Source organism: Echinicola pacifica DSM 19836 (assembly GCF_000373245.1).
GTDB lineage: Bacteria > Bacteroidota > Bacteroidia > Cytophagales > Cyclobacteriaceae > Echinicola > Echinicola pacifica.
On the sequence record NZ_KB890738.1, the window covers coordinates 146,981 to 167,477 of the forward strand.

Here is a 20,497-nt window from a genome sequence, read left to right on the forward strand (position 1 = left end):
TTTAAGAGAAAATGTTATAACAACGTAAAAAAACCAACAAAATTAATGGTTAGTTAAAATCGAAATCTTGGTGTTCGTTGTATTATACTCTCTATTTTTTTCGAAACGGAAGGCAAATTATACGTTAACATAAACTCGTGAGAGGTCGGAGACTTCGCCTCATTCCCATTCACAACTATATCAAATGCATACCCAATTCTAAGGGATCTATCTCTTAATAATTTATATCCAAATAAGACCGAAACAGATTCTTCGCCCCTATAAGACAATCCTCCGCTAATTCGATCGTTGTGTGTGGCTATAACGCTTAGGTCATAAGAAAAATTATCAAACCCTTCACTTTTTAATAGAAAACTCGGATCAAAAGTGACTTGAGCAAATGTTTTAATCTTATACCCTACCATTAAATAACTGTGATTGACCAGCTGATTTTCAAAGCTGTCCTCCCCAAACTCAAACGTAGGCTCATTGACATGACGGCTACTTAGGGAGATATAATATTTTGGTGCTTCATACATTAAGCCTGCACCAAAATTTGCGGTCATCTGGGTTTCATCTCCATTGCTGGGGATGGTCGGATCAGGGTTGACCACATCAATTTCGTCAAAGTTTATGGTATTTGAAAAAAATCCACCAGAAACTCCTAAACTTAAATGTCCTCTACGCATCTTAAGATGATAGGCTGCCGATAGATTAAGCTCCTGGCTAGTCACAGGGCCAATATCATCATTGACAAATGAAAAACCCCAACCAATGGACTTGCCGGGGATCCTTCCAGTGGCAGTAACCAGCTGGGTGGTGGGCGCTCCGCCCTGTCCGCTAGTGGTCGAATAACCTAGCCATTGGGAGCGGTGGAGTGCACTGAATTGGTATCCGTCCTCCCGACCAGCATAGGCGGGATTATAATACAATCCATTATACATATATTGAGTAAACTGGGCATCCTGCTGAGCATACAGCTTGGAGTCTGTAGCAGCCAGCATTAAAATCCCTGTCAAAAAAGTAAATATAAGGTAAATTCTTTTTTTCATGCGCCTCAAAAGTATATCAATTTTAATATAACTATTGTACACAATAATAACAGAATTTACCTTATAAATGTTGATATTTTTTAAAGGTTATTCACTTTTTTGATGTACAACTCTAACGCTCCCGTCATACTAGGGGCATTAGGCATAGGTGCCTCGATATCCAGAATCAAGTCTTGATCCAACACACTCTTGGAAGTCGTCGGTCCAAAAGCGGCGATACGAGTAGGCCCCTGCTCAAAATCCGGGAAGTTTTGTATCAGCGAAGTGATCCCTGAAGGGCTAAAGAAGGCCAATATATCATATTTGATATCCTTCAGATCAGATAGGTCCGCTGCCACCGTATGATAAATGATCGCCTCAGTATAATCAATACCGTTCTTAGCCAAATAATCAGGAATATCATTTTTCCGAATATCTGAACATGGGAACAGGTATTTTTCACCTTTATGTTTTTTGAAATAATCAAATAAATCCGCTGCAGTACGTACACCAACAAAAAGCTTACGCTTTCTGATAACGATATATTTCTGTAAATAATGGGCTGTCTGCTCAGAAATACAGAAATACTTCATGTCTGCAGGCATCTCAATCTTTAGCTCCTGGCAGATTTTAAAGAAATGATCAATGGCATTTCTACTGGTAAAAACCACCGCAGTATGCTTAAGAATGTCAATTTTCTGCTTCCTAAATTCACGAATAGAAACGGGCTCGACCTGTATGAATGGTCTGAAGTCAACTTGAAGATTATACTTTTCCGCCAACTGAAAATAGGGGGATTTCGCGTCGGAAGGGCGAGGCTGAGAAACCAAAATACTCTTTACCGGCCGAAATCTGTCCTTGGTAGATTTTGTCATATGCTCTATTATCTTCTATTATTTTCCCTGATGTTTCCAGAACTAGCCCATTACCAACTTAACGATAATTAAAAAAGGCACTAATTCGGAACTGCAAAGGTACGAAAATAAATGGTAACTTTTAAATGGTACTTTTTTTATCATTAAGTAAAACAGCCTCAAAAGCCCTAATAGATACAAAGACAAAAATATACTCAATAATATCTCAATCAATCGGTCCATCTGAGCATAACCCTGAAGATAAAACCCTAATAGGACCACAAATAAAATTAGTAAAGCCATCATCAAACCTCTCACCATATAGAAAAACTGGCTGAAGTCAGTTTTGTCCAAATGATATATTGCAGAGAAAATCTTTATCCATATATACTTAAGATAACTAAACCCCATAAACAGCACCGCCATGGAGAGCCAAACCAGCAGGAATCCATTTAGGTCCTCAGGTTGAATCGCCTCGGGAATGGGCAATTTCATAAAATGAATACCTGCCATTGCAAATAAAGCCAATAACATACTGAACACGAGCAAGGTGAATAATACATCGGAAGAAAATACCCTAACACCACTAGGCCCATCCGAATCCTCCACAAATACCGTAACAGGACGCAGGGACTCCTGAAAAACTATTGGGTAAGTCACCTTAAATAAGGCCACCAAACTAAGAATCACCACAAAGGCCAAAATAAGGAAATCCTTAAAATCATCCTTCGCCCTTAATGCCTCCTTGCTGGGCTCAGCTCCTCTAGGCAGATCTGAAGCACGAGTCCACACCCCTTTTTTGATATCCAAATCCTCTCTCGAGATGCCTTTCTTATAAATCGTAAGTGCTAAGGATGCCGTACCAGTGGCGTTAGCATAAGTGGCTAGCTCCGCCATACTCACCCTGATATTGGTATCTGATTGGGCATAAAACCACAAACGGTCTGCTAAAAACACGGCAGACTTATCCGGGAAGGACATCCTGAAGGAAGAATTGGGAAAAGACCCTATATTCAAATCAACACTAGCCTCCACAGCTGAGGGTACCAGCTCATACTTTTCCTTGATCTGGATCTTGGGATTATAATTCTCCAACACCTGACCATAGGAATAAGTCAAGCCCGCCAAAAGGACCAATAAGGTGCTGACGATATACCTATGCACTTTCCTAAAATCTTCCAATATATCCAAAATGTATCTTCCCGTAATTAAACCCTATTTTCTGATCTGCCGATCGCCCCACACCATACAAAAACCGGAACATCCCACCCTGAGTGCTTAAATTTAAGCCTGCGCCAAAGGAGATTACCTGATCATTTTCGCTCTTAGTGGTAATGGACTTGGACCCTAAAAGCCCCATATCAGTGAAGAGCAAGAAATAAGATTCGTTTTCAAAATAAAACCTAGGTTCAAAATTAGCATAAACATATCGGTTTGTAAAAAAGAAATTCTCATTAAAGCCTCTAATTGTCTGTAAACCTCCTAGACGGAACATATCATTTCTCAGCAAATTGTTTCCTTCAATATATCCACCATGAAGTCCAATATAAGCGCTAAGCTGAGGTCTGAGTTGACTATAGAAATTAAAATGTACCTGTGAATAGGCCTGAATAGCCTCCTGATCTACCCCCTCGTAATATTCCTCTGGGATCTGCGTGTTTTGAAGGATTTCCTTATTTCCTATTCCCGCCTCCCCCTCCAGGCTTATTCCTGAGCGAGGCAAGATCCTATTGTCCAGTCGCACGTAACTAAGCTTCAATCCATAATTATGATACCGATAATCTAAAATATCGGGCAGGTCCATGCTATCCGTAATCTCTGGTACTGACAATAAATCCCCTGACTGCCACCGGCTAAAAAACTCAATCGTCGCATTAGCATATAAGGGATATCCAAATGAAAGTATAAAATCTCTATTGATAAAGGTGGTATCCTGCTTCAGCAAACCAAAATGAATGGATAAATCAATGGGGGTCTTGAAAATCATGGGCTCTAGCGCGTTTATTTCCAAGGTCTGACTGTATTGGCTGAGACGCTGCCAGTGCAGCGCATACTCCCTACCCCTACCCGTCGGGTTATAAATCTCCAAGTCAAACTGACCTGTGATGAGCATTTTATTTTCCTCGGTCTCATTTGGCAAGAAACCAATAATACCATCAATGGTGTTGATCCTTCGGTTATTTATTGGCAAATAAAGTGTGGCTTGAGAATTCTGAAAACTGCGCTGTATAGGGCCTTGAAGGACAAAATAAGGTTTATTATTCAGCTGAGAAGCGGCTTGATTGACTTTCTGCTCACTATAAGGATCCCCATACTGCAGGCCTAGTCTTCTCGACCAGGCGCTTGTCTTGATTCGGGCATTACCATTCACCCGCAGGGAATCAAAAGTAATCTGAGGTCCAGGGCTCAGGTCAAAGCTAGCCTCCAAAGAATAATCCTCCTGCCGGATACTATCTAATGCGATGCTCGCAAAGGGAAAGCCATGATTATCATGCCAAGCGAGGAGCTTCTCATATAGACTCATAAATTGCTCATAATCCAGCGGCTGCCCGCGAAAATCATACGCTTTATAGCCTATTGCCTCTAAAATCCCTTCAGGCACATTGCCGGGTTCCAGCGCCAGCCACTTCAATGGAGACCCTGTCGAGATATCAATACTCTCCCCATTCACCGAAATCGAATAGGCAAAATATCCCTCCCTCCATAACCTTAAGCGTATAACCTCCATCATGGCCAGAGAATCCACTTGGTCAAAACGCCCCTGCTCCTCATACCCTCCTTTGATCGAATAACTATAGCTTATACTGTCCTGGCAAAAGCCCTCAGCAGTAAGGCAAAAAATAATCAGTATGAGCAGTACTTTTTTCAATAGTTTAAATCCTTATTTCTACGAAATAAAATGAAACAGATAGACCGGTCAAAATTAATCAGCCCCAGCCCGCCATATTTATGGCATAAATATAAGAGTAAAGAAGTTCCTTTTGATGAGCACTGTCCCGTATCAGGATAGAGGCTATTCTTATTTTCTTATCTTTGCAGGAGTAAAACTAACCCATTTTGGCAGGAATTTATATTCATATCCCCTTTTGCAAACAAGCATGTCATTATTGTGACTTCCACTTCAGTACCAACCTGAATAATAAGGACACATTAGTGCAGATGATCAGTAAAGAGCTGGTACTTCAAAAAGATTATCTAAAAGATGCTCCTATCAGCACCATCTATTTTGGCGGAGGCACGCCTAGCTTGCTTGAGGCCAGAGAGCTCGAACTAATATTAGACACCATCCACCGCCACTATGCTGTCAGCCTGAAGGAGGTAACCATCGAAACTAACCCGGACGATCTTCATGAGCAAAAAATCCAGGAGTTAAAGCTATTGGGCTTTGATCGCTTGAGCATTGGCGTCCAAAGTTTCAACGATGAGGTGCTGAAATTCTATAACCGTGCTCACAACTCCAAGGAATCCATCAGCTCCATAGAGAAGGCCCGGGCCTATGGGTTTACGAAGATGTCCATTGACTTGATGTATGGTTTTCCTTCCGAGGACCATATGATATGGAAATCGGATTTGGCACAGGCCATTCTGCTGGATCCAGGTCATATCAGCAGTTACTGTCTCAGCATAGAGGAAGATACGGCACTGGGACGCTGGACCAAAAAAGGGACTTTTGCACCTGCCACGGAGGACTTTGCTGCTGAGCAGTTTGAGCTATTACAGTCGGAGTTAGGACAAGCAGGATATATCCAGTATGAAATATCAAACTTCGGTAAGGAGGATGATTTTGCTGTGCACAACACCAATTACTGGAGAGGCACCCCCTATCTGGGAGTGGGGCCAAGTGCTCATTCCTTTGATGGGAAAAGCAGGCAATCCAATATCTCGAATAATGGAAAATACATCCGCTCCCTGCGGGAGTCTCAAGTCCCCTATACCTTAGAAACGCTAAGTGCCCAGGATTTGACCAATGAATACATTCTCACCTCACTTCGCACCGTATGGGGGGTGGACTTACAAGTCCTCCAAAACCGCCATAACATCGATTTGGAAGGGGAAAAGAGGCTGGAAATAGACCAATTTATAAATCAAAAAATGATGGTGAAGCAAGGGGATTTCCTTATCCTTAGTCCTCAAGGAAAACTTTTGGCGGACTATATTGCCGAAAAATTATTTGTGTAGGAAATACTACTTACCTTTATACTATGAAAAAGTATCCTGACTATACGCCACGCAAAAAAGAAATGACACCGCTGAAGGAAGCGTTTGAAGAACTCTTGCAAGCTTATCGACTCAAGGATAAATTTAACGAGAGGAAAATCATCAGTTGCTGGCCTGAGTTAATGGGAAATTCCATTGCAACCCGTACCACCTCTCTCTATGCACGAGAGAAAAAACTCTATGTAAAACTTAGCTCATCCTCCATCAAAAAAGAGCTGATGATGAATAAATCAAAAGTATTAAGTATTATTGAAGAGCGATTTGGCAAAGGAATTATAGAAGATATTATTTTCCAATAGTTGTTTTTTTGGATTCGCTAAATATAAGCGTTGACCACTATTTTCTTTCTCCATGTCTCTTCCATTTAGACCCTATCCGATTCATACACTATGCACCAATGAAAATTGTAAATCACCAGAAACTGGTAATTTAAACGATATAGTGTAATATTGTATAGTTATTATTCATGCTAAAGTTTCCCAATATAAATATCGGAAAGATCATCCTGCTGGTGACCATCCTCACTTGGTTGGGATTGCTTTTTGTAGATTTATTGAGGCTATTTGGCACGGTAAACAGGATGCAGCTAGGGATAGCCAATGAAATCACCTGGACCTTAGAGATCATATTTTTTATACTGGTGTATCTTTTCTGCAATCGGTCCATAGAGCGCAGTGAAAACAGCGATTTCATCCATTTCATATGGCGAGCAGCCTCCACGGGGCTTATTGTGATCGCAGCCGCCATTGTCATCCGGTTATTTTATTTGGTATTAGATGATACCCGGCTCAGCACGGACCCCTTATTAGCCAATTTCTTTTATCATATTAATTTTGGTCTCACCACGATATTCCTGATATCCTGTGGACTGATCTGGAAGAAGCTGATATTATATCAAAAGAGTAAAACCTCTGTCCAGCAATGGCAGATATTCGAGGTGATGCTTTTGGTGAGTATGTTTTTTGTTTATTTCAATCAAAACACTTTCACCTTCACCTTTTTATTTGGCTTAGTGTTTTTACTATTATTTGGGGTCATCATATCAGTCAACCTCAAGTGGATTCCATATTTGACCTTCAAGGACAAGTGGAAGTCGATCCTATTCTTTACTATAATATTGATCACCACTTCCTTCCTATTTATGCAGGCGCTGAGTTACCAGTCGGCCTATGATGAGATTAATCTTATGGATAATCTCTTCTTGATGGGGCTGTTTGGTTTTGTATTTGTGTATAGCTTATTTAGTTTTCTGGTAACTTTATTTAACCTCCCCACTTCCTCAGTATTTGAGCAGAAGCTGACCGAGGCGATCAATTTCCAAAAGCTCAGCCAATCCATACAACCCGGGCAAAGTGAGACTCAGGTATTGGACATATTATTGGATAGCTGTATGAGCGCCTCTTATGCAGATGCAGCATGGCTGGAGCTCAGCAATGGCAGCAGCGAAGAGGTGCAGATTCTTCATCAGCGCTTCATCACCAATAAGGATCGCAAAGACATCAGAGAGCTGATGGTGAAGACCAAGCCATTTAGTGATTTCATGCATACCAATGGGCTCATCAAATCAGAGTATATAAGTGGTCCCACGGAGCATGACTTATATAAGTCGGTGCTGATCGTCCCGATCAAGGTCAATAGAGACTTGATCGGTTATACTATATTATTGAAGGAGGTAAAAAACGGCTTCAATAAGGAGATGCTGAATATCATCAACACTTTCGTGGGCCAGGCCAGCATCTCTGTTGAGAATCACCGATTATTAAATGAGGCCATCAAAAACGAACGGTATAAGGAGGAGCTCAAGATCGCCCAGAGGGTACAAAGCAGCTTATTGCCTTCAGTACTTCATCATAATGAGGACTTCGACATCGTCGGGTTTTCGGAAGCCGCAGATGAGGTGGGAGGGGATTATTATGAGACCTACCAGTTCAATGAGCATCGATTTGGATTGATTATTGGAGATGTATCCGGGAAAGGCACCTCTGCAGCCTTCAATATGGCGCAGATGAAGGGTATCTTCAATAGCTTAGTTCAGCTGGACTTGAGCCCCAAGGAATTTCTTTCGCAAGCGAACAGCGCCTTGAGCCGATGTTTGGCCAAAAACCATTTTATCACCACTACGTATTACCTGATTGATACAGAGGCCAGGACGATTCAGTTTAGCCGGGCGGGCCATTGTCCCACATTGTATTTTGACAGCCATAGTGGCCAGGCAGATTTCGTGAAGCTTGAGGGATTAGGCTTGGCAATTCTGCGAAACAAAAAGTTTCCCCAATATCTTCATGAGAAAACCATTCATTATCATCCTGCAGATGTATTATTAATGTACACCGATGGCATAGTAGAAGCCAAAAATCTGGAGAATGAGGAATATGGTTATGATCGATTGAAGGAGGTATTGAACAAACATCATTTACTGACGGCACCACAGATCAAAGAAAAAGTCATAGAATCCATGCATGAATTCCTGGGTGGGGCATCCCTTCCAGATGATGATTTCTCCTTGATGGTGCTGAAATTCACACCAGAACATTAGACCACACTTAGCGTATAATCTGTTATGTTAACCATAGGCAAAGACAAAGTCGAAAACTATATATTAGTATCACTCGAGGGGCAGGTGGATGCCAGCAACTCCGTGGAGTTGGACGAGTCCATAAAAGAAGTCATTGATGAGGGCAATAAGTATATCCTTGTTGATGCGAGTGCCTTGGATTATATTTCCTCTGCGGGTTTAGGTGTATTTATGTCCTATTTAGATGATTTTGAAGAGCAGTCCATTCAATTTATAATTTTTGGTTTATCTGAAAAAGTATCCAATGTATTTCACATTTTGGGTTTAGACCAACTTATCACCATCAAAACTACTAAAGAAGAGGCTTTGCAGGTCATCCATGAATCATGAGCTAAGACTATATTGCGAAAAGAATAAGCTAGCAGACCTGCGATCATTTTTAGAGCGGGAGCTTGCCCATGCCAATCTCTCAGACATCCAGGTGCATGAGTTGACGCTGGCTGTGGAAGAGGTCTGTGCCAACCGCATCATCCATACCCATGGCTGTGATCCCAAGAGTCATCTCTATGTAAAAGTCCTTACGCTTACCGATCGTATCACCTTTGAAATCACCGATTCTGGGGAGTCCTTTGACATCCTCAAATACGATGAGCCTGACCTCAGGGAGGTCATTAAGAGTAAAAGAAAAGGAGGACTTGGAATCAAGCTGGTGAAGAGGATCATGGACAAAATAGAAACTGGTCAGGACCAAAGTCTGTATACCTGCAAGCTGACGAAACTTTTGAAATCCAAATAATTGTTAATTCTTTTTACTTATCAAGAGTAAACCCGCACATTCTACAGTAAAATTTGTAACATTGCACTATTGTTTTTGGCATGCTATACACAATGAAGACTACATACCGGTGCCTTTTGGCAATGGCGCTTTTGGCGGCCTGTTCTCCTAAGACGAAGGTCACCCAATCATCCACAACACCCGAACTCCCTCAGTATCTACTCACTGTGGGCAATGAAGATATTCCTGCAAGTGAGTTTCTCCACATGCTGTCCAAGAATCGGCAGTTTGATGAAAAAGGCGAAAAGCTCACCGAGAAGGAATTTGAAGAAAACTTCCAATTATTCATTGACTATAAGCTTAAGGTTCAGGAAGCCGAGGCGCTGGAGATGGACCAATCGGAGGAGTTTGACAGAGAATTCTCTGCCTTCAAAGAAGATCTAAAGCGTCCTTACACCTTAGAGACCTCCCTACAGCAAGGAGAGGTCCGAAAAGCATATGGCCGAATGCATGAAATGCTTCATGCCCAGCATATTCTATTGCGCTTTCCACCAAATTCCAGCAAAGAAGACTCTTTGGCAGTATTACGAATGGCACTAAGCCTCAAAGAGAAAATTGAAAACGGTGAGGCCTTTGGTCCTTTGGCATTAGAATATTCCCAAGACCCCTCTGTCACTGCAAATGAAGGTGATCTAGGGTATTTTACTGCCTTGCAAATGGTCCCCGCTTTTGAGGAAGCAGCCTATCAACTAAAAATTGGGGAGGTATCCTCTCCAGTACTTTCGGAATATGGCTACCATATCATCCAACTTCTCGATAAGAAAACCAATCCAGGTCAGGTAAAAGCCAGTCATATCCTGGTGCGCCTAGACCCTTCCGATCCTGCATCTATAGATCGGGCAAGAAGAAAAATATCTGATATCTATGCCGCTTTACAAAAAGATAAAGGCAGCTGGAACGAGGTCTGCAAGACCTACTCTGAAGACACCAGTACTAAAGATCAAGGAGGCCAGCTCCCTTGGTTTGGCGTGGGAGACTTCGTCGATGAATTCGAAAATGCCGCTTTTGCCTTGGAGGTAGAAGGACAGATTTCTGCCCCAGTACAAACCAGCTATGGCTTTCATATCCTGAAACTCGATGGCAAGAAGCCTTTGCCGAGTTTTGAGGAGATGGAAAAAAGCTTACAATCCAAGGTACTCCGAGCCAATCGCTCCCATATCATTCAGTCTCAGGTGACCGCGATCCAAAAGTCACGGTATAGCTATAGCGAAAACACCCCAATTATGAATGAGGTGAAAAAGATTTCAAGAACTGAAGCCCTAAAATCAGCCGCCTTTTATCAAAAGCTTAAGGACAGACACTTGCTGGACAGTAGCCTGTTTAGCATCATGGACTCCGCTTATAAGGTACGGCAGTTTGTGGATTTCGTGAAGGAGGATATGGTGGTCGTGAGAGAATCCAAGTCAAATGACGCATGGGTGGATAAGTATATAGAGATAAGCTTAGAGAATACGGAGGAGGCTGATCTTCTTGCCAATAACGAGGACTATCGTCTTACCATTCAGGAATATCGGGATGGGATATTACTCTTTAACTTAATGAATGAAAATGTGTGGCAAAAGGCCCTGCTGGATACCGCAGGTACGATGGATTACTATCGTAGCAATGCTGCAAAATACCAATGGGGAGATCGGGTGGAAGCATTGATCGTGACGGTCATCGACCCTTCCTTATCAAATCCGATCATGAAGTTTCTTCAAAATAAAAGTTATTCTCCCTCATTAAAGGATAAATTGGAGGATTATTTGTTGGACGAGAGCCCAATGAGCTATAAAATCGAAACAGGGGTCTTCGAAAAGGACTCTATTCCGGCCTTAAGGAATATATCTATAAGTCCAAAGCTTCAGAAAACTCAGGCGGGACAAAAGGCATATATTTTAGTTCTGGGAAAAGAAATTCCTGCTGGACCAAAAGTATTTGAAGAAACCCGCGGCAAGGTGATCCAAGATTATCAGGAATACCTGAACCGTTCGTTATTAGAAAAACTAAAGGAAAGTTACCTCATCCGTGTAAACGAGGATGAAAAAGAGAGAATCAAACATATCGTGGTGGCCGAGAAATAAGGCAGTAGTCTTATTGGCTTGCATCGCACTGTGCCTGACGGGCTGTGATTTCTTCAAGATAAAAACGGAGGATCAAGGCAGCTCTGAAGACCCGGTGGTCGCTGCTGTAGATGATATTCTTCTGAAGAAATCTGACCTTGACTTTGTCACTAGGGAAACTACCAGTCTGACAGACAGCAGTAACCTGGCCAAAAGGTATATTCAATCCTGGGTAAAGAAGCAGGTAATGATCCGGGAGGCCAGCAAAAGCGTAAATGTCAGCCAAGCGGAGTTGGACAAGAAACTATTGGATTACAAATATGCTCTCATCGTATATGAATACGAGAAGGAGTATATAGAGAAAAACCTCAACAGGGAGGTAAGTGCGGGAGAAATCGAGCAGTATTACGAGCAGAACAAAGATAATTTCACCTTAAAGGAGATTATCGTCAGGGCCAATTATATTAAAATAGAAAAGGAGCTAAACCAAAATAAGGAAGTGCAAAAACTAATGGCTAGTAATTCGGAGGGCTCATCTAGCCAACTGAGAGAGCTGGCGATTACGGCGGCATCTAATTATTTCCTTGAGGATAGCACTTGGATCAAATTTGATGAAATCACCTTAAATACTCCCCTGGCGGATCACCAGAATAAAGTGCAGCTACTCACTAGCAGGAAGAAGCCTATTATAGTGGAGAATGAAGGGTATAATTATTATTTCAATATTTTGGAATATAAATTACAAGATCAAGTACCTCCGGTAGATTTCGTGAAAGACGAGATTTCAGAGATTATCATCAACAAAAGAAAAGTAAATTTGGCAGAAAGCCTGCAAAATCAGGTTTATAAACGCGCGCAGGACAATAATGAATTCAGAATATATGAATAAGCTTACGAAGACTTTAACGATTATTTTGTGCTGCCTGGTCACTGTGATGGCCAAGGCCCAAGACACTGAATCCGGTGATAGCACCAAGCAGAAACCCACCGGTCAGGTTTTGGATAAAATTATCGCAAAGGTGGATAATTATATCATCTTGGAATCCGACGTACAACAGGCTTACCTGGAAGCTGTGGCTCAGGCCCAACAAGGCTTCGAAGCCCCTTCACGTTGTGATGTATTCGAATCCTTGATCATCAATAAACTGATGTTGGCAAAAGCGGAAATTGATTCGGTAATTGTCACTGATGCTGAGGTGATCCTAGATGTAGAAAACAGGTTTAATATGGTGATGCAGCAGTTTGGCGGAGATGAGGAAACCCTTATCGAAGCGTATGGCAAAAATGCCGAACAGCTAAAATCAGAAATCCATACCTTAGTAAAAGAGCAAAAGATCGTTGGGAAAATGAGGAACAATATCGTAATGGATATGTCCGTATCCCCTGCGGATGTGCGGAAGTTCTTCAATAATATCCCCACAGACTCCCTTCCTTTCTTCTCGGCCGAGGTGGTCGTAGGGCAGATCGTAAAGAAACCCAAAGCCAGCAGACAGGAGAAAGACCGAGTAATCCAGCAGTTGAATGACATCAAAGCTGATATACTAAGCGGAGATGTTGACTTTGCCAGCATGGCCCGTAAGTACTCTGAAGATCCGGGCTCCAAAGCCCAAGGCGGTGACCTAGGATTCTTCCGCAAGGGAGAGCTGGCTCCAGAATATGAGGCAATGGCGCTTAGTCTTCGTCAAGGGGAGATTGGCGATCCTGTGGAGTCTCAATTTGGGATTCACCTCATCCAATTGCTGGAAAGAAGGACTGATTCTTATAATACCCGTCATATTCTGATCAAACCTATGCCTACCGCTCAGGATCTGCTGAAGGTGGAAAAGGAGCTTGACAGCCTTAGAAACCTTATCCAGCTGGATTCAATATCCTTTGCCAAAGCTGCCAAAAACTATTCTGATGATAGGAATACCTCTGATAATGGAGGCTTCTTCTCTGATCCCACGACAGGAGCAAATCGATTGGCAAGTAGAACACTTGAAGATCCTATTTTATACTTCACTTTGGACACCATGAAAGTAGGCACATTGAGTCTGCCTTTGCAATATGAAGAGCAAAACCAACGTACTGGAGAGCCTGAGAAGGCCGTAAGATTGCTTTACTATCAAGACAGGTATCCTGCTCACCGGGCAAACCTCAGCGATGATTATGAAAAGCTGAAGGCTGCTTCCAAAAAACAAAAGGAATCAGAGGCCTTAGAGAAGTGGTTTAAAATCGCCAAGGAAGAAGTGTTTATTGACATAGACCCTGCATATGATCGCTGCAACGCACTGAAAGATGAAGACTAGTGAGGCTTTGCCTCTTAGGTTTATATATAAAAAAGGGAGCCAGTTATGAAACTGGCTCCCTTTTTTGATGCTTAATAATTGAAGTGTCTGGCGGGGAAGGAAAATAGTCTCTATTAATAAATCAACTTATTCGAGGTCCTGCTCCGCCATCTAAGGAAGGAACAGAACTCTTTAAAGCCAGCCTACTATAGATTTTCACTTCTAATTACGGCTATAATAAAGGCTTAAATTGCCTCAAAAAGCGAATATCATTTTCGGTAAATAACCTAAGATCTTTAATTTGATATTTGAGCATAGCGATTCTTTCTATCCCCATTCCAAAAGCGAAGCCAGTGAATTTTTCGGGGTCAATGCCACAATTCTGGAGGACATTTGGATCCACCATTCCCGATCCACCGATTTCTACCCAGCCCGTACCTTTACATACGTTACAGCCTTTGCCTCCACATAGCAAGCAGGAAATGTCGATTTCGGCACTTGGCTCAGTAAATGGGAAATACGAAGGACGGAACCTTACTTTGGTTTCTTTGCCAAACATCTCCTTTGCAAAGTGATATAAGGTTTGCTTCAAGTCGGCAAAGCCTACATTGGTGTCCACATATAACCCCTCCACTTGGTGGAAAATGCAGTGAGCACGAGCAGAGATGGCCTCATTTCTAAATACTCTTCCTGGGGAAAGGGTACGGATTGGAGGTTTTTGATTTTCCATTACCCGCACCTGTACGGAAGAGGTGTGGGTACGCAAGGCGATATCAGGATTCTTTTCGATAAAGAAAGTATCCTGCATTTCCCTAGCGGGGTGATTGATAGGGAAGTTCAAGGCGGTAAAATTATGCCAATCATCTTCTATCTCTGGACCTTCAGAAAGGTTGAAGCCTATACGCTCAAAAATCTCGATGATCCGTTGTTTTACGCTAGTAAGAGGATGCAGCCCACCCACAGTCTGGTTAGTAGGCGGCAAGGTAAGGTCAATATCGGCGGATTTAGCACTTCTGTCTCCTGAATTTACCTTCTCTATCAATTCCTTAAATTTCGCGTCAGCAGCTTGCTTTACTGCATTCACTAATTGACCATAGGCTTTCTTTTGGTCATTAGGAATATCTTTCATAGCGACAAAAAGATCTGCCACCACACTTTTTTTACTAATATACTGCATTCTATAGGCCTCCAGCTCATCTGCGCTATTCGCGTCAGCTGCGGCTATTTGACCTTTGATTGCTTCTATTTTATCTTGATGCATACGGAAATTCTTTTTACGAAACGCAAATCTAAAATATTATCCATAAATCTGCACGTATATCGTCCAATGGTTTTGATATAAGGCTGCATTTCTATTTCTCATCTTCCTCTTCTTTGCGTGCAGGCCCTGCATGTCCCAGGCCCAGGGAGCCCTTAAACCCGGACAATGAGGCTTTCCACCAATAGTTAAAAATAAATTTGCGATCATCACGCTCAAAATACACTGGAGCTTCCACCAGTCTATTAAAGAGTTTACGAGGATTATTACCTCTGGCAGCAAAAGCATTCAGCACAAAATTAAGCATCGCCATTCTGCCTCTAGCCCGCTTTAGGGTTCTTTCGTCAAGTAGCTGCACTTTAAGGCCATTATAATACAAGCGCATACTTCCTACCGCCTTTTCGTTGTCAGCTGTAAATGTCCAATGGGAAGGCTTCACTCTCCCCTCCCGCACCTTTAGGAAGGCATTGGGAGCCATTATGGTGTTCACCACATCCAAGTCAAAGGTCCCAGTCTTTACATCCACAAACATGGGATAAGGACTATCATAACTCATCGCCACATCCAATACCAAAGGCGCCACCCCATGAATTCTAGCTGTGGCCTTCAAAAAAGTCGTATCGGGAAGGTAATCGGAGTCCAGCGTTTTAGCTAAGTGGAAGGGATAGATCCATGCATGCAGCGAATCAAACATGATCTTGCCAGGCACCATGCCCTTTTCGGGAAATTCCTCATAGACCACTTCTCCTCCATACATCTTAAGCGTATCCAGAGCCATGCTGATTCCTGATGACCTCATTAGTTGCTGAGGCATGGGACGGAAGATGCTATCATTAAATACTACTCTCTTATCCCTAAAGACACTGATATCTGGATCGTGGACCCACATACTTCTAGCGATCACTTCACGATCTTCGATCAGGTGGATTAAATCTATATCATTAAAGCAGATTTCAGGAATACTGGCTTGAACGTAATCCGTCTGGGACCCCATCCTGCGCATATATTCATACCTGCCATACCGAGGTAAGAACTCAAGGTCTTTTAGCTGCATTTTATCGTGAGAGAGCACTATCAAGCCTATCTTCAGCACATTCATACTATCGGGAAGCATGATCTCATATTCGGGTAGCTCAATAGAAAAGTCCTTATTCAGGAAAACACTCTTGTCAAAATCTGCTGCTTTGGAGAGATCGAAACTAAGATCACTTAGGGCCACATTAAGTCCATTAAAAGACCTCACCATATGCTCAGAGTCCTTCTCATGGACGGCCACCATCCCGCGATTTAGGTGAAATTCCTCAATGTGTAGCTGCTTCACCACCTGCTGAACAGTAGAATCCAAATTCGTAATCCCAGCTCCCTTATTTTCCTTTTGATCCAAGTAGATTTTCAGCTCTGGATCATTTAGTATCATCTCATCGATGTCCAGACTTCCTGTTTCCTGGAAATCGGCAATGGACTGAGTCTTCAAGGTAACGAGAGGAATGAAGCCCTCAATAATGGGCTTTCCAGGGGATCCACTATAGCGATTGGGCTCCACGCGAAGATCTTGGATATGTATTAAATCACTTTTGGTGTCCAGCTCCACCTTGCTAAAGCCAAGGGTATGTATGCTATCTTGGAGGGCAAGGCTAAAATCATCAATTTCCATTGACATATTATCAAAGAAGCCAATGATATCTCCCTTATGAAGCCTTGCGGAATCCAATAGGAACCCATAAAAACTCAGATTAATGCCGGTTTCGATAAGGTTGTGCTCGGAAGATTTGTTGCTAAAAAACACATTGAATCGAGCATTTTCAGCCTCTATAGTGTCAATCTGAATGACATCTAAGCGCTTGGGAAGGCTTCTGGCGCGAGGTTTTTTGGCGGAACCCGTTGGGCTTTGGGATTTTTGCTCTCCCCTATCCAGAAACAAATTCACCTCTGCATCCACCATCTTGACCTTACTCATTGCAAGGGTATTGTCAAAGAAAAAACGATCCATATCCACTCCGATAAAACTCAGATTGGAGATATCAGCACCCAAGGTGACCTTCACTCCCAAGTCTCGGCGCGGTCTTAATCGTACATTGGACGTGATGAGCTCATCACGGCTAGAGTTATAACTGATCTTGTCGGCATGAAGGGAGTACTTCCCGTCTGCGACGTTAAACACATAGTTGTTTAGGCTAATGTCTAGCTCCTCAGCGAAAAAAGTCTCCGCATTCCTCGGGGAGATCTCCTCATCGAGCATGAAGTTCTTTATGCGAATAGAAACATTATCCTCTGCGAAAGTCTTAATACTATCCCGCACAAAATTATCATAGGCTATGGACCCTTCCTCCAAACTCAAAGAATCAATTTTTACGGAGGAAAAATAACTGGTGGCTAAGGTATATAAATCATTGATCTCGACCTTTTCCTCATCTGCCGAACGCGCCATATATCGGCTAAGCCTAATATCGGGAGAGGGTACTTCGACCAATTTTATTTTTAGTTCCCCATCGAAATATGCCTTTCGAATATCAATTCCCTTTAGGTAAAATTCTGGCACCTGAATATCCAAAACCGTCCTTTTCCCTAAGCGTTGCAGGTTTTCCATCACCTGATCAGGCATGAGGGGTTCGAAGCTAAATCCATCAATTTTCAATAACTGGGCTTTGGTATCAATGAAAATTCGCTCCGCCTTCAGCAGATGAAGGTCATCAGTTAGCTTCATCGCATAGTTGTCCAGCACCAGCTGCAGGTCTTCTGCCAAAAACATTCTAGATGAATTATTCTTTTCTGTGCGCTCATCCACTGCAAAGTTTTCCAGAATCATCGTCACCTTCTCAAAAGACACACTGTCTTTATTGGCCTGTAAGGTATTATTGAGCGTCATATCACCTTCTAGGAGTTTTAATGAGCCGATATATATACCCCGCAGAAAGTTCTTAGACAGCTCCTTGATCGTCTGTCCCTCCATCTGCTGCTCCCTTGCCTGGACATTGGTAAACTGTACGGAGGGCTTTCGGATGATGAAGTCCTTCACATCGAGAATATTCTCATTATATACTTTCTTTAGGTGAGCTTGCTCCAGATTAAACTCAGGAATACTCACTTCTATCAAGGTCTTTGAGCCGTCAGTTTCCCTAAAGGGCTCCATGCGAGCTCCCTTTACCTTCACCACATCCTCAGAAGAGCTGAGATACACTTCCTCACCTGTCAGCCAGTGGATCCCATCAGCTAGCACCACTTTCACTCCTTGCATATTTAGGGTGGCTTGGTCCGCATAGAAAAACTGATTTTCATTTCGAGATTCATCCGGACCGATATACACTTGCTGCATCGCAAAATCTATCTTGGCCACCTCAATTCTATTTTTGAATTCGTCTTTTACACCTCGTTGGAGGAAATGACCTTCATCAATATTCAAATCAATGATGCTGATCGAGGCCAAAATATCCTTCATCAAAGGGTATAAGCTATAATCAGACAGGTCCTCATCCTTGGTATCAGGGCTCAATTCGGAATACACAATAAATTCTGGTCGCTTCAAATTCAAGCTACCGATATCCACATTGGTGGTATAAAAGACTCTATTGATATCTGCCTGGCTGAGCTGTAGGTTTTCTAGATGAACCTCATAATATTGCTCCCCAGGCTTGGTCAAATCAGGAGTCAAACTCAACCTGGAGGCTGAGATAATGCTGTCTAAGGAAGAAATTCTGATCTGCTCTGCATTTAGTAAATGGATACTATCGGCGAGGAGCATTTCAAAATTCTCCAGCTCCAAAGTAAAGCCCTCTGCGTTGAAGGGGGTTTTTAATGGTCTGTCTTTTAAAAAATGTATTTCTTTAAGTTGGAAATTGGTATTAAACGCCCGAATGGACTTTTGGCTGACAAAGTTTTCTATCAGCAAATCCGCATCGTCCAGATACAGATTGCCGATCACTAGATCTTCCAACGGGACCTGCTCCAGGGATTTTCGAAGCTCAGCTTGAAACTCATCCAACCGGCTTACCGAAGAGACGGAGTCTGTCTCCTGAAGATCCTGACGGGTCTGAATATTAGGACCTTCAAAGCGAACCTCCCCCAATCTTAAAATCTTTTCTCCAAAATCAAAACTAAGCCGCTTGACGGAGATCTTGGGCACCTGAACACGATATATCGGTTTATCATCTTCCCAATAATCATTTCCCTTATTTGGTGAAAGGCTGAAGCCTTCAAAATAAAACCCACGCTGAAATAAGGATAGACGAAATCTATCAAAACTCACCTCGTATTTACCGTCTGAGGCCTCATCTACTTTATTCTGAATATAGCTTCTGAGCAAAAGGTCAGAGCCAAAATAAAGCAATACCTGCAGGAATAATAACGTAAGAATCAATACAGCAGAAAAGTGAATCAATCTCCTCTGTGATCTTTTCAACTTTATCTTATTTGTAGCCTTTTCCTCCATCTATTAAACAATATATATTAAAGCAGCCTCTATTTTACAATAGTAAAAAAATAGGCCCTCGTATTCTTCGTCAAACTTGTATTTATCCTTCCCTGCACTAAGCGCATTACTATAGTCTCACGACCAATAATATTACCTCTGCTCAGTCTCCATACTAAATATACACATATTAGTTCTAGTTGAATGCCTCTTAACAAAAGTCATACCCGAAAAATCATGAAACTGGTCGAATTTCACTCTCTAATACGCCCTCACCGCTGATTCCCCTATCTCACTGCTCATCTGAAGATCTTGTCCATCAATAAAAAGACTGATTATTACAGGTCCAGTATTGATGTCATTGCTAGAAATTATAGAACCCCTTGATTTCAAAAAAACAACCCGGAGAAATTAAGTAGATGGAGGTATTTAAAATAGCTTGGCAAGCAGGATCGCAAAAGTCAGGGGTTATAAAAACAAAAAAGAACAATCTTAGGCTTAATATAAGCGACTAAAATTGTTCTTGATTATAGCTGTAGGAGAAGGACTCGAACCTCCACGGAGAAGTTAGGCAACACAAGAGCTCTATGTGTGCTTTATCCAATAATCTCCACCCCCGAGACAGGAGGGCTTGTCTGCCAATTTCAACATCCTACAATATTTGCAATCCTTTTGATTGATTGATGCTTCAAAGGTAATAAAGTGAATTTTATTTTAAAATTTTTTCAACCAAATACGGGTATTTTTTCATTATTTTTATTTTTACCCATTCTGAAAAATTATTCGATAATTAAGCATAGATTCTGAGTATCATTTTTAACAAATCCTTAACAGCACCTTATTTATATCTGACCTAAGGCCTAATTGACAAATAAAATTTTAAACAAAATCCATAAAACCAAATTATATTACAATTGCGTATTATTTTGGAAACGTTTGCAGAATATTCAATAAGTCGCGCCAAATAAATCTTTGTAGAGATTAGAAAAATTAGTCATTCCTCCTCATTTTGGGGGAATTCACTGCTGAAAATTAGGTGAAAACCTAGTAAAATCTATAAAAATATGGCTAGAAAAACGGCGGCGCAGAAGGC

The 20,497-nt window shown here is 41.9% G+C and carries 14 protein-coding genes; 8 read left to right on the forward strand and 6 right to left on the reverse strand.

Translation table 11 applies throughout. The features are described from left to right. Positions 1–53 precede the first annotated feature (53 nt). The 4 genes from B050_RS0100630 to B050_RS0100645 form a co-directional block, all read right to left on the reverse strand. On the reverse strand, positions 54–1,031 hold the full coding sequence (locus B050_RS0100630) for a PorP/SprF family type IX secretion system membrane protein (protein WP_018471931.1): 978 nt from the start codon (positions 1,029–1,031) through the stop codon (positions 54–56). Between the two features lie 80 nt (positions 1,032–1,111). Further along, entirely contained in the window at positions 1,112–1,885 is a 774-nt protein-coding gene (locus tag B050_RS0100635) for a uroporphyrinogen-III synthase (protein WP_018471932.1), read from the reverse strand. Between the two features lie 42 nt (positions 1,886–1,927). Beyond that, positions 1,928–3,046, reverse strand: coding sequence for a DUF4271 domain-containing protein (locus tag B050_RS0100640; RefSeq protein WP_240473662.1), 1,119 nt, complete (start codon positions 3,044–3,046; stop codon positions 1,928–1,930). Next, on the reverse strand, positions 3,033–4,733 hold the full coding sequence (locus B050_RS0100645) for a POTRA domain-containing protein (protein ID WP_018471934.1): 1,701 nt from the start codon (positions 4,731–4,733) through the stop codon (positions 3,033–3,035). The genes B050_RS0100640 and B050_RS0100645 overlap by 14 nt, the downstream gene beginning before the upstream one ends. Before the next feature lie 188 nt (positions 4,734–4,921). Here B050_RS0100645 and hemW point away from each other — a divergent pair, with 188 nt between their 5' ends. From hemW to B050_RS0100685, 8 genes are all read left to right on the forward strand, one after another. Next, positions 4,922–6,043 (forward strand): radical SAM family heme chaperone HemW, encoded by a 1,122-nt coding sequence (gene hemW, locus B050_RS0100650; RefSeq protein WP_026235509.1) that lies wholly within the window; start codon positions 4,922–4,924, stop codon positions 6,041–6,043. Between the two features lie 23 nt (positions 6,044–6,066). Then, entirely contained in the window at positions 6,067–6,381 is a 315-nt protein-coding gene (locus B050_RS0100655) for a DUF721 domain-containing protein (RefSeq protein WP_018471936.1), read from the forward strand. A 167-nt stretch (positions 6,382–6,548) separates the two neighbouring features. Beyond that, positions 6,549–8,618: a GAF domain-containing SpoIIE family protein phosphatase gene (locus B050_RS0100660; protein ID WP_018471937.1), complete on the forward strand. Its 2,070-nt coding sequence runs from the start codon at positions 6,549–6,551 to the stop codon at positions 8,616–8,618. Between the two features lie 24 nt (positions 8,619–8,642). Continuing rightward, complete coding sequence (locus B050_RS0100665; RefSeq protein ID WP_018471938.1) at positions 8,643–8,987, forward strand: STAS domain-containing protein; 345 nt, start codon at positions 8,643–8,645, stop codon at positions 8,985–8,987. Then, a complete protein-coding gene (locus B050_RS0100670; protein ID WP_018471939.1) occupies positions 8,977–9,393 on the forward strand; it encodes an ATP-binding protein in 417 nt (138 codons plus the stop codon). The genes B050_RS0100665 and B050_RS0100670 overlap by 11 nt, the downstream gene beginning before the upstream one ends. A 92-nt stretch (positions 9,394–9,485) precedes the next feature. Continuing rightward, positions 9,486–11,495, forward strand: a complete 2,010-nt coding sequence (locus B050_RS0100675; protein ID WP_026235510.1) for a peptidylprolyl isomerase — start codon at positions 9,486–9,488, stop codon at positions 11,493–11,495. Then, positions 11,452–12,363 carry a hypothetical protein gene (locus B050_RS0100680; protein WP_044201431.1) on the forward strand — a complete coding sequence of 304 codons (912 nt, stop codon included), beginning with the start codon at positions 11,452–11,454 and terminating at the stop codon, positions 12,361–12,363. The genes B050_RS0100675 and B050_RS0100680 overlap by 44 nt, the downstream gene beginning before the upstream one ends. Continuing rightward, positions 12,356–13,762 carry a peptidylprolyl isomerase gene (locus B050_RS0100685; RefSeq protein ID WP_044201588.1) on the forward strand — a complete coding sequence of 469 codons (1,407 nt, stop codon included), beginning with the start codon at positions 12,356–12,358 and terminating at the stop codon, positions 13,760–13,762. The genes B050_RS0100680 and B050_RS0100685 overlap by 8 nt, the downstream gene beginning before the upstream one ends. 211 nt (positions 13,763–13,973) lie before the next feature. On the opposite strand, the gene pheS is transcribed toward B050_RS0100685, so the two are convergent. Together pheS and B050_RS0100695 are read right to left on the reverse strand one after the other, a co-directional pair. Next, a complete protein-coding gene (pheS, locus tag B050_RS0100690) occupies positions 13,974–15,002 on the reverse strand; it encodes a phenylalanine--tRNA ligase subunit alpha (RefSeq protein WP_018471943.1) in 1,029 nt (342 codons plus the stop codon). 91 nt (positions 15,003–15,093) lie between these two features. Beyond that, entirely contained in the window at positions 15,094–19,395 is a 4,302-nt protein-coding gene (locus tag B050_RS0100695) for a hypothetical protein (protein ID WP_229802430.1), read from the reverse strand. Positions 19,396–20,497 lie beyond the last annotated feature (1,102 nt).